Below are 18331 nucleotides of genomic sequence, written 5' to 3' on the forward strand. Positions count from 1 at the left end.
GAACTTAAACCTGTGGCGCACACTGTGTGTATCAAAGGTTTAAAGGTTTGATATTTAATTACGCTTAATTACTTACACCTCATTTAGTATACTTTACTTAATATAAGAGTTTTTATTTAGCCATAGGCAAAAACAAAACCCTAAAACTCTTGCTAGGATTGATTTTTGGTTTTTAAGTGAGTATACACTCATGGAAAAACTGCTATAGCTAACCTACGAATCGATGGATTATGCAAAACCTTCCTCAATACACAACCTATCGATCTCTCCTAGACCAAAGACAAGGGCAAGGTTTCTCGGAAGCCGAGGCAATAGATATTTTACGCCAAGTACTTTCTCAACTCACCAAACTGCACGCTCTTAAGCAAGCTCATGGGGCAATCTCACTGGATACCGTTGCCTATGATGCTAGTCGGATGTATATCGTTTTGCTCTCAGGGCAGGGGAATAACTATCCAATTTACCTCGCTCCAGAAGTCGCCATAAATCGAGAAGCTACGCCTGCGGGGGACATCTACGCTCTGGGTGTTTTCACGATCGCCTTATTAACAGGTTTACCACCTGAAAAGCTCAAAAATGCTCGCAACGAATGGGATTGGGAAGATCATTGTAATGTTAGTAGTCGATTCATTCAGATTCTAAATATTACGCTATTTGATTCGTTAGACTTTCGGTATGTAAATGCAGGACAAATGTTGCGATCAATTCAGTCAATTCTCATCAAAGATGATGCAGAACTTGCGATCGCCGAAAATATTTCTGAACTAGTTTTGCCAGACCATAATTCAACAGCAATAAATTTTGCGAAACCCTTGCCCTTACCTCCTTCTAAGCTAGGATCAGGGGAATCAATAGCAAATCCCCAAAGTACCGAAAAATTAGATTTTAGCTCTAACAATAGACCAGAAATAAGTGAACTAAAAGCAGAACTTCCTGATTCTCCCACCTATAGAAGAACGAAATTTTCGACTGATTCTAATCAACATATATCTCGGTCAAATGCTAAGGGAAGAAAAGGTTTTTTGCTACTTTTACTTTTGGGAATAGGAATTATGGGTGTGGGGATAATTGCCATTTATTTTTTTAATCAAACCAATAATCAGACAAGTTCTTTAAATTCTTTAAAGAATCCTCTTACCAATACTGAAGCCTCTAACATTAAAAATCAAACGGTGGCGACAGTATCAGAAGCGACACGCCTTGAGAATGCTCAAAAAGCTGAAGAAAAATTGAATAGGCTGATAGGCTCGGCTAAAGCTAAATATGAAAGTACGGGAAACCTGATGGAAGTCAAGACAATTTTGCAGGAAATTCCCGCTAGTAGTAGCCTGCGCCCCAAAGTTGATCTATTAATCAAACAATGGCAAGAAGATATGAAAAAAAATAACGAGGCGATCGCCAAAGCTGAAATAGCGATCACCAATGGCTCTGGGCAACAGGCGATCGATATTTTAAAGAGTATTTCGTCAACTCCCTATTGGCAACAACGCAGTAAAAAGATTTTAGAAAATGCCAAGCAGCAGCTTAATAGAAAGATGGAAGCCCCACTTCCTATTGCGCCACCCTCTGAGTATGTGCCTCCTCTAAATCCAGAGCCGCCAGTAATCAATCCAGAAGTTCCCGAACCCCTCGAAACTCCTTCCTATAACGCGCCTTCGTATTCTCCACCTTCGTATTCGGCTCCTCCTAAAGAAGCACCACCACCGAGAGCAGCTAACTAATACCAATAAAACTAATTCTACTTGGTATGTTCCACAATCATCGAAAATAGAATAAATCAGATAAATAATATGAATTCTCAATCTTTACTTTGGCGATCGCTACCCTACTGGCTGGTTCTATCAGGACTTGCTCTGGACTTTTCAGGATTAGTTAATCCTCCCGTAGCTTTGAGCCAAAGCCTTACCTGTGATATTGGCTCTCTGCCTCTCCATCCCGGAAACTACAAATTGCGCGGTAGCCTTTACCTTAAAAAAGATCAATTTGTGGAAGCGCTAGATTGCTTTGAAATTGCTCTCCGAGATCCTCGCGGACAGAAAGATCCCGAACTCTGGAATAACCGTGGGCTAGCCTTGGCAGGTTTAAAGGAGTATAGCGAAGCGATCGCCTCCTATGATATGGCTTTAAAAATCAAACCAGGTGCTAGTTTTGTTGATCGCGTTAAGCCTGTAGTAAAACAAGAAGACTACTATCTATGGTGGTTTAATCGGGGTACAGCCTTGGTTGATTTGCAAAGATATCAAGAGGCTCTCGATTCCCTCGATAGGTCATTGAAGATTAGATCAGACTATGGATTTGTGTGGTTTTATCGAGGACTCGCTCTATTTCGATTAGAACGCTACGAAGAAGCTCGTCGTTCCTATCGGCGTTCAGTTTTACTATCGCCTAATACCCCTTACAATTTGAAATTTAGACCATTATTTAGTATTCAAGACTATGTTGTGTACTATGGCGAAGCAGAGGCAAAATCGAGATTAGGACGCTACAAAGAGGCTATTAGGGCGTTTGAACGTGGCAAAAGCATTCGGCTGAGTAATCCTGACATGAAGTTCTTTCAAAATAATATTGATGAAAGTTCCTATGAATCCTATATTGAAGGAATTCGCTTAATGGATCGGGCGGAATATGCGAAAGCCGCAACAATTTTTGATCGCATAATTGCGACTAATCCCAAATATGCGAATGCGTGGGACGCTAGAGCCGATGCCCTGACTCTTCTAAAATCCTATCCTGAAGCTATTAGCTCCTACGATCGCGTCATCGCTCTCGAACCCGATGACTATGCCAGTTGGTACAAAAAAGGCAATGTGCTGAGGAAAGCAAAACGCGATATTGAAGCTTTGCAAGCCTATCAAAAAGCGCTTGATTTATCGGGTGGTTTCGCAGAGGCATGGCACAATCGCGGTCTGATTCTCTATAGCCAAAGCAAGTATGACGAGGCGATCGCTGCCTATAGTCGCTCTTTAAAAGCTAATACCCTCTGGGGCGGTGTCGAACGCATTGACACGGAGTATGGCATCGCTGTGTGCCAATACGCGACTAAACGCTATCGCGAGTCATCCGCCACGGTAGACCAAATTTTAAAAAAGCAACCAAATTATCAAGAAGCTTTACAACTGCGTAAGCTACTGAAAAAAGTTTTATAGCGCTTTGCCATAAAATCCCCGCTAAGAACACCTTTAAAAGCGTTGCGAAGCAACGCTTTTAAAGGTGTTCTTGAAGTTTGTTTGCCCAAAAAAGACTAAAAAGAGAGTTGTAGTGCAAAAGCGTCACAACTCTTTTGGGTTTTAGGTTGATGCTAAAATATGCCTTGATATTTTGTGAGGAAAGCAATATATGTCCACTAGACGCAGTGATAGCGCATTTCCCATGGCCTATAACCGAGACACTGATAGCTTGGTTGAGGGAATGACTAAACGTGAATATTTTGCGATTATGATTATGCAAGCCTATACTTCGACAAACACTAAGTTTGAAGATGAGTACCAAAAAGCACGATTAGCCGTTGCTGAAGCGGATGCGTTGATTGATATTCTTGCCTACGAAGCCAATCCCAAAGGGTAATAGATAACTATCATGTTAGTTCCTGTCCTAGAAAAGCTATTTGCCCAGAAATTATCAATTCATCAGTTAGGCAATCCTGCATTACGGGCGATCGCGCAACCGATCGCCAATGTGCGCGATCGCCAAATCCAAAAACTAATTGATGATATGTTAGTTACGCTCAAGGAAAGCAAGGGTGTGGGCTTAGCGGCTCCGCAAGTGGGGCAGTCTCTCCAGTTGATTATCATTGCTTCTCATCCGAATGATCGCTATCCCCATGCGCCACAAATGGAACCCACGGCAATGATTAATCCCCAAATCATTGGACATACCCAAGACACTGAAAAAGGATGGGAAGGTTGTCTATCCGTGCCGATGATTCGAGGACTTGTGCCACGCTATCGAGAAATTGAGGTGGAATATCTCGACCGTCAAGGCGATCGCCAAGTTATTAAACTAACTGATTTCGTGGCAAGAATTTTTCAGCATGAGTACGACCATCTCGAAGGCAAAGTTTTTCTAGATCGCGTTGAAAATACGTTGGATCTGGCTTCGGAAGAGGAATATAAAAAATTATGGCAGTAGTCAAAAATGTTTTGGGTGAAAATCTTGCCCTTTGTTGTTCATCGCCCGTAACAGGATTTTATCGAGATGGATTTTGTCAGACGGGAGCGCAAGATATGGGTAAACATGTCATCTGCGCCCAAGTTACTGATGAGTTTCTGGACTATACCAAGGCTCAAGGCAATGACTTACGAACACCTGCACCAATGTTTAATTTTGTGGGACTAAAATCGGGCGATCGCTGGTGTTTATGTGCATCCAGATGGAAGGAATCGCTTGATGCAGGGGTTGCCCCACCCGTAGATCTGGCGGCTACTCACGAAGCGGCTTTGAAATATGTATCTCTAGACGAACTCAAAAAACATGGGATTTAAACCAAACATCTCGCTCAGCGAGATGTTTGGTTAGGTTAGATTTTGACAAATCTGTTCCCAAGCAGCGACGGGATCAGGAGCCGCATTAATCGGTCTGCCAATAACTAAATAATTTGCCCCTGCGGCGATCGCTTCTTGGGGAGTCATCACTCGACTTTGATCACCAAGCGCCGATCCTGCGGGACGTACCCCGGGGGTTACAAAGCAAAAATCCTTACCAAGCAGCGATCGCAAATTTGCCACCTCATGGGGCGAACACACGGCTCCCGTCAGCCCACTTTCCTGAGCTAATAACACCAATTGCGAAACATAGTCGGAAACTTCAAGACTTACCTTAAGGTCAGAAGCTAATTCATTAGCAGAAATACTCGTTAGTAAGGACACCGCTAGTAATTGCGTGGATGAGCCTAGCACCTCCCCTTGGGCCGCCTGCATCATCGCCTTGCCTCCAGACGCATGAATTGTTAGGAAGTCCGCACCGTATTTAGTGGCTACGCGACAAGCCGAAGCAACGGTATTGGGAATATCATGGAGCTTGAGATCGAGAAAAACCTTTTTATGACGCGCTTTTAGCTCCTGCAAAATTGTGTTGCCATCAGCAATAAATAGCTCTAGCCCGACTTTCCAGAAATTTACCTGTGGTAAGCGATCGCACAAAGCGATTGCCTCAGCCGCCGAGGGCAGATCAAGCGCCACAATAATTTTGTTTTTCGGATCTTCAGGGTTAAGGTTTATTTTCATTGCTTTATCGCAAATTTGAACGATACTAGAATCCTATGGAGCTTTACGCTATTTGAGTAACTAAATATTTTTGTTGAAAGTGTTGTAAAGCAACACTTTCAACAAAAATATTCTGGTTTACTAAAAAGCAGAGCGTTGTCATCCTAATCCTATTACGTATTGACGTTCGGAGGAGCTATGCGGGCGGTATTGATGGCAGGCGGTTCAGGAACGCGATTACGTCCCCTAACTTGCGATTTACCAAAGCCGATGGTTTCGGTGTTAAATCGTCCCATTACAGAACATATTCTTAACCTACTAAAACGTCACGGCATCCGTGAAGTTATCGCCACCTTGCATTACCTGCCCGATGTGATTCGGGAGCATTTTGGCAATGGTTCGGAATTTGGCGTAAATATGATGTACGTGGTGGAAGAGGATCAACCCCTCGGAACCGCAGGCTGTGTCAAAAATGTCGAAAGCTTACTCGATAGTACTTTCATGGTCATTAGTGGCGATAGCATTACGGATTTTGATCTCACGGCTGCCATTAAGTTTCATCGCGCCAAAAAATCTAAGGCAACGCTAATTTTGCGACGGGTTAGTGAACCTATGGCTTTTGGCGTGGTGATTACCGATGAAAATTCTCATATTCAAAGATTTTTAGAAAAACCCTCTACGAGTGAGGTCTTCTCCGATACGGTCAATACAGGGATTTATATTCTCGAACCTGAAGTTTTAGACTTCCTACCTGCTAACGAACCGAGCGACTTTTCTACGGATTTATTTCCCACGCTCTTAGATAAAGGTGTGCCAATGTACGGCTATATCGCGAGCGGCTATTGGTGTGATATTGGGTCTTTAGAAGCCTATCGTCAGGCGCAATATGATGCGATTCGGGGGCGAGTACATATTGATTTAGACTATGTGCAACTGCGTACAGGACTGTGGATTGGTAAGCATACGGTAATTTCGCCGACGGTGCAGATCGAGCCGCCCGTTTTAATTGGGAGCAACTGCTCCATTGGCGATCGCACTAAAATTTCGGCAGGTACAATCATCGGCGATCGCGTCACCATTGGCTCCGATTGTGATCTACAGCGCCCGATCATTGGCAATAGCGCCATGATTAGCGAGGAATGTCACCTATGGGCTTGCACCATTGCCCGCAATGCGCGGATTAGCCGTCGCGCCCATGTGATGGAAGGATCGGTAGTTGGTTCTAATTCCGTAATTGGCGAAGAAGCAAGGGTATTTCCCAACGTTCGCATTTGGCCGAGTAAGCATGTAGAATCAGGCGCAACTCTCACCACCAACTTAATTTGGGGGGCGATGGCATCGCGAAATTTATTTGGACAGCATAGCGTCTCAGGCTTAGCCAATGTCGATATTACTCCTGAGTTTGCGGTAAAACTAGGCGCAGCTTACGGCGCGACTCTGCGCCCCAATTCCCATGTGATGGTTTCGCGAGATCAGCGCACAATTTGCCGAATGTTAACGCGATCGCTAATTTCTGGCTTAATGTCCGTAGGCATTAATGTGGAAAACCTTGAAGCCACAGCAATTCCCATCTCAAGGTTTATTGCGCCTAGTTTAGGCGTTGTCGGCGGCATCCATGTGCGCGTCCATCCCGATCGCAATGATTGCGTAATGATTGAGTTTTTAGACTCCAATGGCATCAATATCAATAAGTCCACCGAAAAGAAAATTGAAGGGACATTTTTTAAAGAGGATTTCCGTCGCGCTCGTATCGAAGAAATTGGCGAAATTAGCTATCCGACAAGGGTTTTAGATTATTACAATAGCGGCTTTGCCAAAAATATTGATGTAGAGGCGATCCGCTACAGCGATTGCAAAAAAATAGTTATAGACTATGTGTACGCCGTCTCGGGAGCAGTGCTGCCAAGGATTTTAGGAAAATTTAGCACTGATGTGGTTGTTCTCAATGCCAGCCTTAATGAAGTCGCGCCTGCGCCTGTCGATCGCGAAAAAATGTTGACGCAGTTAACCGATGTGGTCAAGGCGGTTAGGGCTAATTTCGGAGTACAGGTTTTTGCTAATGGCGAGAAATTCATCTTAATTGATGAATTAGGAAAACCAATTCGTGACGAATTGTTAACAGGCTTGATGGTGGAAATGGCGTTAATGTCGAAACCAGGCTCCACCGTAGTAGTGCCAGTGTCAACTTCGGGGCTGGTCGAACTGATTGCCGAACGCCATGAAGGTAAAGTAATCCGCACAAGGGCAAATCCCACGGCTTTAATGGCAACCTGTCATAACAATACGGGTGTGGTATTAGGTGGCTCGGCAGACATGGGCTTTATTTTCCCCCAACTCCATCCGGGGTTTGATGCCATGTTTAGTATTGCCAAAATTATGGAATGGATCACGCTCCAAAAGCGATCGCTCTCTCAAGTCCGCACGCACCTGCCCAAATGCCATTTCCGTAGCCAGACGGTGCGTTGTCCTTGGAGTGTGAAGGGTACATTGATGCGCCACTTGGTAGAGTCCTATGGGCAGGAAAAAATAGAACTAATTGATGGCGTGAAAATTTTTTATAGCGATCGCGATTGGGTGTTAGTCCTTCCTGATGCAGGCGATCCTCTAGTCCATGTGTTTGCTAATGGCTTTGATACGCCCTTGAGCAATGGTCAAGCTTGGGCGGAGCATCAATTACAGGAAGTATGCAGTCACATAGAGGGTTTTTGTAAGCTACAGGTTGCTTTATCGAAGGATTCTGTACTTTTAGATAGTTGAAAACCTCCCATACAATAGAGCAAGGCTTTGCGCCGTCCCATTTTATGGGAAGTGCATAAAAAAATTTAAAAATGGGTTGACAAAACCCCATATCCCTTTGCTATAGTAATTACCGCGCAATCAAAGAGATTTGAAAAACGCGTCAACACTAAGAAAGACACAATGGGGTGTCGCCAAGTGGTAAGGCAGCTGGTTTTGGTCCAGCCATTCCGAGGTTCGAATCCTTGCACCCCAGTTAAAAATCAAAATATAAAAAAGCTCCTCTTTGAGGAGCTTTTTTATTGAGGTCAGCCAGCGAAATTATCCTTTTGTCCGCGAATTCTGGCAAATACGCGATCGGGAATATCAATCCCTGCCGATCTCTGAATTGCTGGCACATCCCAACGCATAAATGGATTAGTCCGCTTTTCTAAACCAATCGTTGTGGGAACCGTAGATTCCCCCCTTTGACGCATTGCTGTCGCAGTGACCATCCTTTCTTGTAGATCAGGATTTTCACGATCAACGGTGAGGGCAAACTTGAGATTGCCCAAGGTGTACTCATGGGCGCACCACACACGAGTATCGTCAGGCAATTTCCGCAATTGATCGATTGATTCCAGCATTTGGGCAGGAGTGCCTTCAAACAATCTGCCACAGCCACCCGCAAATAAAGTGTCACCGCAGAATAATTCCCCACCTTGATCACCGACCGCAGGGAAATAATAGGCAATATGGGCGTAAGTATGTCCGGGGACAAAAAATACTTCGGCTTCGCGATCGCCAAAGTTCACGCGATCGCCGCCTTTGAGAAATACTTGCTGATGGGGAATGCGATCGTGATCCTTTTCACCACCATAGACAATTGCATGGGGAAATTTTTTGATCAGGGCGTTATTACCACCCACATGATCGCCATGATGATGGGTATTAAAAATGGCTACTAAATTTGCGCCAAGTTCTTCTAATTTAGCTAAAACTGGTTCGGCTACAGCAGGATCTACGACTGCGGCAGTATTACTGGCAGGATCATGGAGGACAAAAATGTAATTATCACTTAAAACTGGCAGACGATAGATGTGCATAGGATCGATACTTATCAGTTATTTAATATTCAGTGAACCAGTAGAGGGGCTAAGCCCTTCTACTGGTTCTATTTTGCAGCAATCAAAGCGATCGCTGCTTCTAAACGCGAAGGATAGTTCTTGGCAAATCCCTCAAACCATAAGCCCTCACCCGATAAAGGATCGAGAATTTTGAGCCATTCGGTAGCTTGTTGAGTGAATTGCTGTTGTTCTTTAACTTTTTGGCGATCGGCTACCTGTTGTAAGTCATGATTAATTGCCTGATGTCCCACAGGTGGAACTTGCTGTACATCAATTTCAGGTTTTAGAGCCTTAGATTCATTGGATGAGTTATTTCGTAAATCTGTCAATAAGCGATCTAGCGAACTTGGATTTACCACAGCTTGATTGGGTAGATCTGGACTCGCCTTGCTAGATTCAGGAGCTTGGTATTTAACTTGTAGATCCGTAAGAATGGATTCAAGAGATTCCATTTGATTTTTGCTATTGGTTTATATCGGTTTTCTAAGGATTGCTATTTAATGATTAGAGGTTACGGGGAAACTCTAATCATTAATAGCACTCATCAATACTTCCGCTAAGGTCATGTCTTCCATATCATTAATAGTGATAGTGTCCACAATATCGAAATTAGCCCCAATGCTCTGCAATTTATCGTCAAGGGCTTTTAGGAAATCCGTCGCGCTGGCATCGGAACCAACTTGAATAAAGGAAATCGCCAGTTCTGCATCAGAACTCATGCGACGAGTCGCTTCAATGATGACTTCAAACACCGAACGGCGATCGTCTGGCTCTCCATCCGTAATTACCAAAATAGTTTCACCAGACTTGACTTGACCAGCTTTTTTGCGCTGAAAGAAATTGTTAATCGCATCTTGCAAAACTGCGGTTAAGTTTGTGCCGCCCATCGGATCATTCTCTTGGAAAATTTGCTCAACTTTCGCCGCCGAAACATTATCGTATCGCTTAAACTTCCCTGAGAATAGATAAACGGTAATTCCATCTGGATCTAGTTGATCACATTTACGCGCAAGGGCAAGCGTAGATTCTTTAACCACTTCCCATCGACTTTTGCTGTAACCTCGGTCAGTATTAGACATACTGCCACTTTTATCGATGATCAGAGTATAGTCACGTTTGTCTAGCATATTAATTTTTCTTAAAATCAGGAACTAGATTTAATTATAGCTGTCGTCAGTTTCGTTAGGGATACACAAATCCAAAGTTAGTTACGGCAAGAAGAACGGTAACTTAACTTTTGTCTTTTTAGTAGTACTAAATCAGTAAATAGCACTGTCTATCTTTACTTAACCTGCTTTGCCTTCAAACCTAAAAAAATAAATTTATTCGTCTCGCAATATATCTTTTCTTTATTTCAATAAATACTCTTAATTTAAAAGAGCTTACGAGGTGATAGTTCAATTTCTGATTGACCAATTTTAATATCAAATTTTCCAAAAAAATCATGTCCTAGCAAGCCAATATTAGAGTTTTTAGCAATTACAACAGGCATGACTTGAATTTTGAAAGAACCTAGCTCGATAGATTTAACTTCCCCCACCCCAAATTTTACATTGCTACCATCAGCAATATTAAAATTTGCATAGTTATAGGCAACAACATTAAGTGCTTGTGCCATTTCAGCCGTAATTAAAGTATGACTTGCACCAGTATCAAAAATCATTTCGTAGGTAAGATTGCCATTAAAAACCACATCAATTATAGGTATTTTGTTGGCAAATCTCTTAATCCGAATTTTAATGGTTCCATTCGGTTCCGCCCTGACATTATCAGACGGGAGGTTTGGTAATGTAGGTGGGAGATTAGAATTAGGTTTAGAGTAACTACCACTGCATAGTTTACTAAGATTAATTCGCTGCCCTCGCGAGTTAATCATAAAACAATCTGAAGAATCTTGAGCGATCGCGCTGTCACTCTGGATTACCAAAGGCATGGAATATAGGCTTATATGAAGGAGAATAGCAGTCACCATATTGCTGACAAGTTTGTGGGCTGGTTTCATATAAGTTTTCCGCTAGAAATAAAGTTTAGGCTGGGGTTTTGGGTCAAGATTATTTCATTATAGCGTTAGTCATTATTTATCTCTAATTCTTAAAATATATACAACTTTAAGGTTGCGACCATATACCAAGGAAAGAGTTTTTATTTGTTCTAAGCAATCATTTCATTGTTAAAGTAAATCTTACGTATAAAGTACGCCATAATTTTTTTGACTCTTATATTTGATTTTTCTTAGATACTCCCTTCCCACCAAAGAATGATTAGTGCGGCGCGAAGCGCCGCACTAATCATTCTTTGGTTTTAATGTCTGTTTGGAGACTGGGAAGAAAGTATCTATATATTAATGGCGATCGCAATCTCCTCACCTTCATACTTAGTAGGGTCAATAAACTTCCCTTGTATAACTTGTCCATTGACCAGCATCTGTTTAACCCCACTATGATTAGTTACGGTGAGCGAGAGAGTCTTGCCGCGAAACTTGCGTTTTGCCGTAAATCCAGACCATTCACTCGGAATTTTGGGATCGATGATCATCCCTGTAAATGTTGGCTGAAATCCTAGGATGTAATCAATGCCGATGCGTAACATCCATACGGCTGTACCTGTGAGCCATGAATGGCTTGCCTGACCTTGAGTTTCATGATCAGGACTGGTGACATATTCAGGATAAACATAGGGTTCAGTCTCAAAGCGATCGCATTTTGCATCAGTCGCCTGTGAGGAATTAATCGGCATCATGCGGCGATAGATTTCCCAAGCAAATTCCGTATCACCATTGAGAATGGAAGCTAGCACAAACCATGAGGAGGCATGGTTAAACACTGCGCCATTTTCTTTCTTTCCGGGGACGCAACGACTGATTAAGCCAACCGTGTCGTCAATTTCCGTAAAGGAAGGCGCAACGATTTGCATTCCAAAGGGAGTCGCTAGATATTCACGACTACTTGCCATCGCTTTATCAGCGCGATCGCTGGGTGCGAGTTCAGAAATAACCGCCCATGATTGGGCATTGAGGAAGATTTTGCCCTGAGTTGCCGCCGATACCCCAATCGGTTCGCCATTGTCACGGAAGGCGCGTAAATACCATTCACCATCCCAACAGATATCACTAGTTACTTGACGCAAATGCTCATAAAACTTCTGGAATCGATCAAGAGCTTCGCGATCGCCTTGTTGTTCGCAGACTTGCCATGATTTTTTCAGTACATAGCCCAAAAAGAACGCACCCCAAGTGGTTTCACCCTTGCCCTGTGAGCCAACATGGTCGAGAGTATCATTCCAATCGCCTGTAAAAATGCGCGGCATTCCGCGTTCGCCTGTATTAGCGATCGCAAAGTCTAGCGCTCTTACTAAATGCTCATAGACTGTCCCTGAAGTCTCATCGTGGTAAGGAACTACTTCTTCTAAAATCGAAAAATCACCAGTCTCTTTGAGATATTCGACAATGCCAAAGGGAATCCAAAGGGGGGTGTCGGAATGATTGGTGCGTTCGCCTGTATTGGTTAACACAAAATAGTTATGTAGAGTGGAACCGTCCTTAAATTGGAAGTTGAGCGCTTTAATCAACCGTTCCCGCACTCTTGCAGGATCAACCATGACCACACCAAGAATATCTTGGAAGCGATCGCGCATTCCCGTCCCAAATAGCAAACCGCCGTGATAATAGCCTGAATTTCGTGCCATATCGAAAGTTACAGCCGCCTGATACTGATTCCAGACATTGAGCATCGCATTAAATGCTTCATCGGGTGTTTGCACCTGCACGCAGGACAAATGGGCATCCCATTTTTGTTTAAGTTGGAGGAATTGGCGATCCATCTTGCTCCCCTCTCCTGCGGGAGAGGGGCTGGGGGTGAGGGTGGGACTTTCTCCCTTTGGCGCAATCTCCAAAGTTACCGCAAAATCCACAGAACCATTCGCTGCCAAGCTAACCTTTGATTGCAAAGCCACCACAGGATCACCCGCCGTGATTTCCGTATTCTGCATCACCCCCGTTTCTACCGCTACAGGATTTGCTTCCGATCGCCATCTCCCGATAAAAGTATCGAGACTGCTATCAAAGCCAGCGATCGGCAAACTCTGCGAAAAATAGATCTGATACTTCCAATCAATATTCGGTTGCTTAACAGAAACCCCTTTATTCAAAACCCAATAGCGGCGCGTAGCGACCAAAGCTTGCAAATCTTGATCAAAATGAATATCCGTGAAATGTTTATCATTCGGTTGATTGATTTGATCATTGAGAGCATTCCCCATCAACAATTCCAAAAATGAATAAATCTCTAAATCGCGAGTCTCTCCTGAAAGTTCGGTTAATTTCACGCGCCAAACTTCAGCATTGGTATCAGTCGGAACGAAGTAGGTAATTTCACCACGAATTCCATTGATTTCCGTCGTGATTTTTGTATATCCCTGTCCATGCCGACATTCATAAAAGTCATATTTTAAATCAATTGTCGGAGCCCAACTCAGCGACCAATATTTCCCCGTTGCACCATCTTTGACCATCACATAACGACCGGGGCGATCCCAAGGCAGACAGTTATAGCGCATTCGACTGATGCGATTATCCCGTGGCGATTCTAAAAAGCTAAAGCCGCCGCCTGTATGGGAAATTAGCCCTGCATACTGGCTATTCCACATATAGTTAAACCAAGGGCGCGGGGTGCGCGGATTTGTAATCACAAATTCCCGATAATCTTCGGTGTAATAGCCGTACTGGTTTGCGATCGCCACAGTTTAAAATTTTCCTTATTTGTATAATGATTAGGATTTTTGCGGTTTTGCCACAAAAATTCTAACTAGAGTGCGACTTAGATTATCTCAATTTTTTTCGATACTTGTTTAGATTTTTGGCATTGCATATTATTCATATAGCTGCCGTCATTCTTGTAGGGACAAAACCCCAGAAGACGAGTTGCGGCGCTTCGCGCCGCAACTCGTCTTCTGGGGTTTTATGTCCTAAGCCAAACTTACATTGCTATAAGGGAAAGATCTTTTGGTTTTTACGCTTGAGGTAGAAAAGCAATAAATGAACCGAAAGAATTAGCTTAAAACGGCAGATCTCTGGGGCGAGGGGCAATTCTCCATACTTAGAGATTGCTTCAGGAGTGGCTGAATATTTGGATCGATAATGTAATCACTTATCCATTTAGCGGTAAGAGGAGCAAAGAGAATTCCATTGCGATAATGTCCAGTTGCTAAAATTAAATTCTCATAATCGCTAGCTCCTAGAAGTGGGATTTCATTAGGAGCATGGGGACGAAATCCCCACCATGTTTCTGTAATGGGCATATTCGCGATCGCTGGATAAACTGCGATCGCTCTATTTAATAACTGAGCTACACCAGCGGCTGTATTGCCTTGAGAGAAGCCATTATCTTCAACCGTCGCGCCGATGACAATGGTTCCATCTTGGCGCGGCACTATATAGCAACTAGGGGCATAAATTACCCTTTGCAATAACCGATCGCGATCCAGTACCGAAATCATTTGTCCTTTGATGGGCTTAATTGGTAAAGGCATTAGCGCCCTTGTCCAAGCCCCTGTTGCTAAAACATAGCGATCGCTTTGCATTTTGCCAGCACTAGTTTCTAGATGGGTAACCCGCTGGTGATCGCGTTCAATTTGATAAACAGTTGTCCCTTCGAGAATTTTAATTGATAGGGATCGCGCTGCGGTTAATAGAGCTTGAGTGAGTTTACGATTATTTACCTGTCCATCTTCAGGCAGCCAGAGGGAACCTAAAACTGATTTCCCTAAACCTGATTGTTTTCTATGAGTTTCTATCTGATCGATATATTTAGGATGTTGAGATATTTCTAGGCGATCGCTTTCCGTTAAAACTGGAGCAATCATTCCACAACACCAATAGCCACAATCTTGACCCGATAAGCGCATCAAGTTGGCAATCCATTGGGGATACATTTCACGGCTACGAATGCCAAACGTTAAGAGATCACCCTCTAGTCTCTCGGCTTCAGGGGCAAGCATTCCAGCCGCAGCCCATGTTGCCCCTTGCCCACAAATTCCACTCTCTACGATGGTAACGCTTGCACCTTTTTGAGAAAGGGCGATCGCTGTAGACAAGCCAATAATTCCACCACCAATTATTAAAATATCAGTCATTTTATTGTTCCTTCAAGCTTTCTGTAGCGATTTTTAACCACAACGAGTTGCTACTACAGCATAGAATGGATCGCTGCTGGCTAAACCGAGCATTGCTAAAAAGGGAGAACTAGGTGGAACATTTGCCACTAATTCGGGCTTGGTAAATCCCTTCGGCACAGAAGCAAAATACTTGTATACCAACTTGGTGCGATCGCTTTCTGAACCATCTCGCCATGCTTGAATAGCTTTTTGATAGAACATCCGATTGGAGAAGCTGATAATGGCAATTCCTCCCACTTTTAAAATTCGATGAATTTCCGTAAAGACGGCTTCAGGATATTGCAAATACTGTACGGAGACGGTGTTAATCACCGCATCAAAGGATTGATTAGCAAAGGGTAATGCTTGTTGCTTGTTTAAATTTTGCACAAAATAATGATTTAACCGAGGGTTACGAGCCAACTCTTCCGCATTTAATCCATGTCCTTCTACATGGGCAAAATCTAGTTCTTCTGGTAAATGTGAAACCCAGCTACTCATGAGATCGAGAATGCGCGTATTTGGCTCTAGTCTTTGGCGATAAAGCTCGGTTAACTGCTCAATGAAGCGATCGTCTACATGCTTAACAAAACGCGGATATTCATAAAATAGCAAGTCATCAGAATTATCGAGTTTAGTACGTTGTTCAGAAGCAAGGTTCATAGGTATCGCTGTCGCCAAGTTTGTTATGACTTAACTCCAAGAGAGCGCAACGTATGGCATTGCTGCCCTCTTGGAGTTAGGGTTTATACTCTATATGATAGCAATTCCTCTAAGTTCGACAACACTTAAAAGAGCTAAAAACTATACGCTGTAACAGCTTACTGCTTTATCAATGAATAATTGGGTGTGCGCGGAGAAGCCGCGCACACCCAATTATTCATTTTAATAACACCTATTATTTGGCTGAAAAGGGAATATCCCTGTAATTTACAAGTTGTGCTTTTCCCACAAAAAGAAAGGCGGCGCGAAGTGCCGCCTTTCTTTTTTATGGGGGAATAGTTGCAATCTCGCTCTATTGTCGGTAGCATAGGACATAATAAAAAATGTAATAAAACGCAACAATAAAATATATTTTTAAAATATATTTTTGAATATATTTTGGTTTTGGCGATTGGCAAGCCCAGAACGCATACTAGATAAAGATAGGAAATTGATTAAGGAGTGACAAAATGCAGCAGCAGGGCAAAGCCCTAACTGTTCCAATCGGTCTGATGGGTGCAGCGCAGGGATTTAATCCAACAGTACTACTGCTACTAGGTTCGATTGTTTTAGCAACCGCATCAACCACAGGGTATTGGGTATGGGGCTGGGCACACTGGCTCGTATTTGTTTGTAATTTTTCGTCGCTTTACGTACTGGGTACGGTGATTCACGATGCTTGTCATGGTGTAGCTCACCCTAACCGCATAGTTAACTCGGCGATCGGTCATCTTGCGGCTGTATTACAAGGTTTTGTGTTTCCTGTATTTACTCGTGTGCATATGCAGCACCACGCCCATGTGAATGATGAAGAGGACGATCCCGATCACTACGTTTCTACTGGGGGACCCCTCTGGTTGATTGCCGCAAGATTTTTCTATCATGAAATTTTCTTTTTTCAGCGTCGTCTATGGCGTAACTATGAGCTACTAGAATGGGCGATTAGCCGTTTGATAGTAATTGCCACTATTTTTGTGGGTTATCACTATGGCTTCCTCGGTTACATGATGAACTTTTGGTTTGTCCCAGCCGCAGTTATGGGGCTTTTGTTAGGGCTATTCTTTGACTATTTGCCTCATCGTCCCTTTATCGAGCGATCGCGCTGGAAAAATGCCAGAGTTTACCCAAGCTGGTTTTTGAATATTATGTTGCTTGGTCAAAACTATCACCTAGTCCATCACCTTTGGCCGAATGTGCCTTGGTACTACTACGAGAAAGCCTATTACCAAATGAAGCCTTTGCTTGATGCTAACGGCTCTCCACAGACCTTAGGGCTTTTCAGAATGCCTGACTTTGCGGGATTTTTGTATGACGCATTTTTAGGTATCCGTTTTCACCACAAGAAATAAAAAAAGAGAGTAGCTAAGCTACTCTCTTTTTTTAAGCAAAAGCCCAAAAGATGAGAGGTGGCACTTTGTGCCGCCTCTCATCTTTTGGGCTTTTTATTCGGCGGAAGCGAGGGAATTATCTAACTGCATTCTGGTTTCCATCTGGCGGATAAAGTAACCCGTCATCATTGCCGAGCCAATTAATCCAGCTAAATTATCGCGATCGCTCGTGATGCTGACGTTAAAGTGTTGTGAAGGGAGTATGCCAAAAAGATTTTGCACATTCTGACTGATAATTTGCTGTGCTTCGGGACTCACAGATTGAGCTACTGCTGCTAAGGTTTCGGGGGATTGATTTTTTAGATAGTCGAGTAAAAGGTTGTTGCTGGAATTTAGTTCCCCAATGTTAAACATGATTAATTTTCCATATCTAGTTTGAGCTAACTATATTTTTACCGATATCTCTAAGAGTGTTTAAGGCGGAAAACCGTATTCAACCGAATAAAGATCTTCAAACATAAAGGCGGCGCTTCGCGCCGCCTTTATGTTTTAGAAATCGTCATCATAGGTACTGGTGCTACTTGCGGCTTCATTGTCGCGGCGCGAACCTAATAGCTCAAGGCGATCAACTCGGATTACGGGCTTTTGTCTTTCGTCGCCAGTGTTGCGATCGTTCCAGCGATCGAACTTGAGCGCACCCGATACACCAATGAGACTTCCCTTTTTGACATAGTTAGCCGCGACTTCTGCGGTCTTGTCCCATACTTCTAGGTCAAACCAATCGGGTGGCTCATCACGATTGCTGGTATTGCGATTAACGGCTAGGGTAAAGTTCGCAACCACTTTGCCTGACTCAAAATATTTGACTTCAGGATCTCGTCCTGCCCGCCCCACTAGATGAACTTTGTTGAGGGTCATAAGATTAAGTGTAAAAAAGGTTAAGGATATTTTTGCATCTTAACCTATAGTAATCCAAGTTTTTCTTACAGCGCTTTACGCTCAAATCCGTAGCAATAAATTTTTTAAAAGTGTTGCTTTGCAACACTTTTAAAAAATTTAAGTAGCTAGGCATAATTAAAAATCTGGAACCACAACCTGTGGCGCACGC

Annotated in this window: 17 protein-coding genes and 1 tRNA gene; 8 read left to right on the forward strand and 10 right to left on the reverse strand. The window is 43.2% G+C overall.

Features of this window, described 5'->3' with window-relative positions:
* Window positions 1-230: 230 nt before the first annotated feature.
* The 5 genes from H6F42_RS19590 to H6F42_RS19610 all read left to right on the forward strand — a co-directional run bounded on the left by H6F42_RS19590 (window position 231) and on the right by H6F42_RS19610 (window position 4481).
* Window positions 231-1721, forward strand: coding sequence for a hypothetical protein (locus tag H6F42_RS19590; RefSeq protein WP_190401069.1), 1491 nt, complete (start codon window positions 231-233; stop codon window positions 1719-1721).
* Window positions 1722-1790: 69 nt separating this feature from the next.
* Window positions 1791-3146 (forward strand): tetratricopeptide repeat protein, encoded by a 1356-nt coding sequence (locus tag H6F42_RS19595; RefSeq protein ID WP_190401070.1) that lies wholly within the window; start codon window positions 1791-1793, stop codon window positions 3144-3146.
* Window positions 3147-3336: 190 nt separating this feature from the next.
* On the forward strand, window positions 3337-3564 hold the full coding sequence (locus tag H6F42_RS19600; protein WP_190401071.1) for a hypothetical protein: 228 nt from the start codon (window positions 3337-3339) through the stop codon (window positions 3562-3564).
* A 12-nt stretch (window positions 3565-3576) separates the two neighbouring features.
* Complete coding sequence (gene def / locus H6F42_RS19605; protein WP_190401072.1) at window positions 3577-4128, forward strand: peptide deformylase; 552 nt, start codon at window positions 3577-3579, stop codon at window positions 4126-4128.
* On the forward strand, window positions 4119-4481 hold the full coding sequence (locus H6F42_RS19610) for a DUF2237 domain-containing protein (RefSeq protein WP_190401073.1): 363 nt from the start codon (window positions 4119-4121) through the stop codon (window positions 4479-4481). The genes def and H6F42_RS19610 overlap by 10 nt, the downstream gene beginning before the upstream one ends.
* Window positions 4482-4511: 30 nt before the next feature.
* Here H6F42_RS19610 and pyrF read toward each other — a convergent pair whose 3' ends face one another.
* The gene (gene pyrF / locus H6F42_RS19615) at window positions 4512-5222 is read right to left on the reverse strand and encodes an orotidine-5'-phosphate decarboxylase (RefSeq protein ID WP_190401074.1); all 711 of its coding nucleotides are present in this window, start codon (window positions 5220-5222) and stop codon (window positions 4512-4514) included.
* A gap of 177 nt (window positions 5223-5399) precedes the next feature.
* Here pyrF and H6F42_RS19620 point away from each other — a divergent pair, with 177 nt between their 5' ends.
* Complete coding sequence (locus H6F42_RS19620; RefSeq protein WP_190401075.1) at window positions 5400-7958, forward strand: mannose-1-phosphate guanyltransferase; 2559 nt, start codon at window positions 5400-5402, stop codon at window positions 7956-7958.
* Window positions 7959-8121: 163 nt separating this feature from the next.
* Window positions 8122-8193, forward strand: a tRNA-Gln gene (locus H6F42_RS19625).
* Window positions 8194-8245: 52 nt separating this feature from the next.
* On the opposite strand, the gene gloB is transcribed toward H6F42_RS19625, so the two are convergent.
* The 7 genes from gloB to H6F42_RS19660 form a co-directional block, all read right to left on the reverse strand.
* Window positions 8246-9022, reverse strand: a complete 777-nt coding sequence (gloB, locus tag H6F42_RS19630) for a hydroxyacylglutathione hydrolase (protein ID WP_190401076.1) — start codon at window positions 9020-9022, stop codon at window positions 8246-8248.
* Between the two features lie 68 nt (window positions 9023-9090).
* Window positions 9091-9495: a hypothetical protein gene (locus H6F42_RS19635; protein WP_190401077.1), complete on the reverse strand. Its 405-nt coding sequence runs from the start codon at window positions 9493-9495 to the stop codon at window positions 9091-9093.
* Window positions 9496-9567: 72 nt separating this feature from the next.
* Window positions 9568-10170, reverse strand: coding sequence for a VWA domain-containing protein (locus H6F42_RS19640; RefSeq protein ID WP_190401078.1), 603 nt, complete (start codon window positions 10168-10170; stop codon window positions 9568-9570).
* A 245-nt stretch (window positions 10171-10415) separates the two neighbouring features.
* Window positions 10416-11045, reverse strand: a complete 630-nt coding sequence (locus tag H6F42_RS19645) for a retropepsin-like aspartic protease (RefSeq protein WP_190401079.1) — start codon at window positions 11043-11045, stop codon at window positions 10416-10418.
* A gap of 332 nt (window positions 11046-11377) precedes the next feature.
* Complete coding sequence (locus H6F42_RS22380; protein ID WP_190401080.1) at window positions 11378-13780, reverse strand: glycosyl transferase family 36; 2403 nt, start codon at window positions 13778-13780, stop codon at window positions 11378-11380.
* Window positions 13781-14089: 309 nt separating this feature from the next.
* The gene (gene thiO / locus H6F42_RS19655; RefSeq protein ID WP_190401081.1) at window positions 14090-15172 is read right to left on the reverse strand and encodes a glycine oxidase ThiO; all 1083 of its coding nucleotides are present in this window, start codon (window positions 15170-15172) and stop codon (window positions 14090-14092) included.
* 33 nt (window positions 15173-15205) lie between these two features.
* The gene (locus H6F42_RS19660) at window positions 15206-15856 is read right to left on the reverse strand and encodes a class I SAM-dependent methyltransferase (RefSeq protein ID WP_190401082.1); all 651 of its coding nucleotides are present in this window, start codon (window positions 15854-15856) and stop codon (window positions 15206-15208) included.
* A 509-nt stretch (window positions 15857-16365) separates the two neighbouring features.
* Between H6F42_RS19660 and crtR the strand changes: the two genes are divergently transcribed.
* Window positions 16366-17244, forward strand: coding sequence for a beta-carotene hydroxylase (gene crtR / locus H6F42_RS19665; protein WP_190401083.1), 879 nt, complete (start codon window positions 16366-16368; stop codon window positions 17242-17244).
* Window positions 17245-17337: 93 nt separating this feature from the next.
* Here the strand turns inward: crtR and H6F42_RS19670 are convergent, their stop codons facing one another.
* Window positions 17338-17637, reverse strand: coding sequence for a DUF760 domain-containing protein (locus H6F42_RS19670; RefSeq protein ID WP_190401084.1), 300 nt, complete (start codon window positions 17635-17637; stop codon window positions 17338-17340).
* Between the two features lie 135 nt (window positions 17638-17772).
* Window positions 17773-18141: a single-stranded DNA-binding protein gene (locus tag H6F42_RS19675; RefSeq protein WP_190401085.1), complete on the reverse strand. Its 369-nt coding sequence runs from the start codon at window positions 18139-18141 to the stop codon at window positions 17773-17775.
* Between the last annotated feature and the right edge of the window lie 190 nt (window positions 18142-18331).

The organism is Pseudanabaena sp. FACHB-1998 (assembly GCF_014696355.1).
Lineage (GTDB): Bacteria > Cyanobacteriota > Cyanobacteriia > Pseudanabaenales > Pseudanabaenaceae > Pseudanabaena.

Bases quoted from the DNA above. Each gene is read 5' to 3' on its own strand.
- H6F42_RS19590 (WP_190401069.1), top strand. From the start codon at position 231: ATGCAAAACCTTCCTCAATACACAACCTATCGATCTCTCCTAGACCAA.
- H6F42_RS19595 (WP_190401070.1), top strand. From the start codon at position 1,791: ATGAATTCTCAATCTTTACTTTGGCGATCGCTACCCTACTGGCTGGTT.
- H6F42_RS19600 (WP_190401071.1), top strand. From the start codon at position 3,337: ATGTCCACTAGACGCAGTGATAGCGCATTTCCCATGGCCTATAACCGA.
- def (WP_190401072.1), top strand. From the start codon at position 3,577: ATGTTAGTTCCTGTCCTAGAAAAGCTATTTGCCCAGAAATTATCAATT.
- H6F42_RS19610 (WP_190401073.1), top strand. From the start codon at position 4,119: ATGGCAGTAGTCAAAAATGTTTTGGGTGAAAATCTTGCCCTTTGTTGT.
- pyrF (WP_190401074.1), bottom strand. From the start codon at position 5,222: ATGAAAATAAACCTTAACCCTGAAGATCCGAAAAACAAAATTATTGTG.
- H6F42_RS19620 (WP_190401075.1), top strand. From the start codon at position 5,400: ATGCGGGCGGTATTGATGGCAGGCGGTTCAGGAACGCGATTACGTCCC.
- gloB (WP_190401076.1), bottom strand. From the start codon at position 9,022: ATGCACATCTATCGTCTGCCAGTTTTAAGTGATAATTACATTTTTGTC.
- H6F42_RS19635 (WP_190401077.1), bottom strand. From the start codon at position 9,495: ATGGAATCTCTTGAATCCATTCTTACGGATCTACAAGTTAAATACCAA.
- H6F42_RS19640 (WP_190401078.1), bottom strand. From the start codon at position 10,170: ATGCTAGACAAACGTGACTATACTCTGATCATCGATAAAAGTGGCAGT.
- H6F42_RS19645 (WP_190401079.1), bottom strand. From the start codon at position 11,045: ATGAAACCAGCCCACAAACTTGTCAGCAATATGGTGACTGCTATTCTC.
- thiO (WP_190401081.1), bottom strand. From the start codon at position 15,172: ATGACTGATATTTTAATAATTGGTGGTGGAATTATTGGCTTGTCTACA.
- H6F42_RS19660 (WP_190401082.1), bottom strand. From the start codon at position 15,856: ATGAACCTTGCTTCTGAACAACGTACTAAACTCGATAATTCTGATGAC.
- crtR (WP_190401083.1), top strand. From the start codon at position 16,366: ATGCAGCAGCAGGGCAAAGCCCTAACTGTTCCAATCGGTCTGATGGGT.
- H6F42_RS19670 (WP_190401084.1), bottom strand. From the start codon at position 17,637: ATGTTTAACATTGGGGAACTAAATTCCAGCAACAACCTTTTACTCGAC.
- H6F42_RS19675 (WP_190401085.1), bottom strand. From the start codon at position 18,141: ATGACCCTCAACAAAGTTCATCTAGTGGGGCGGGCAGGACGAGATCCT.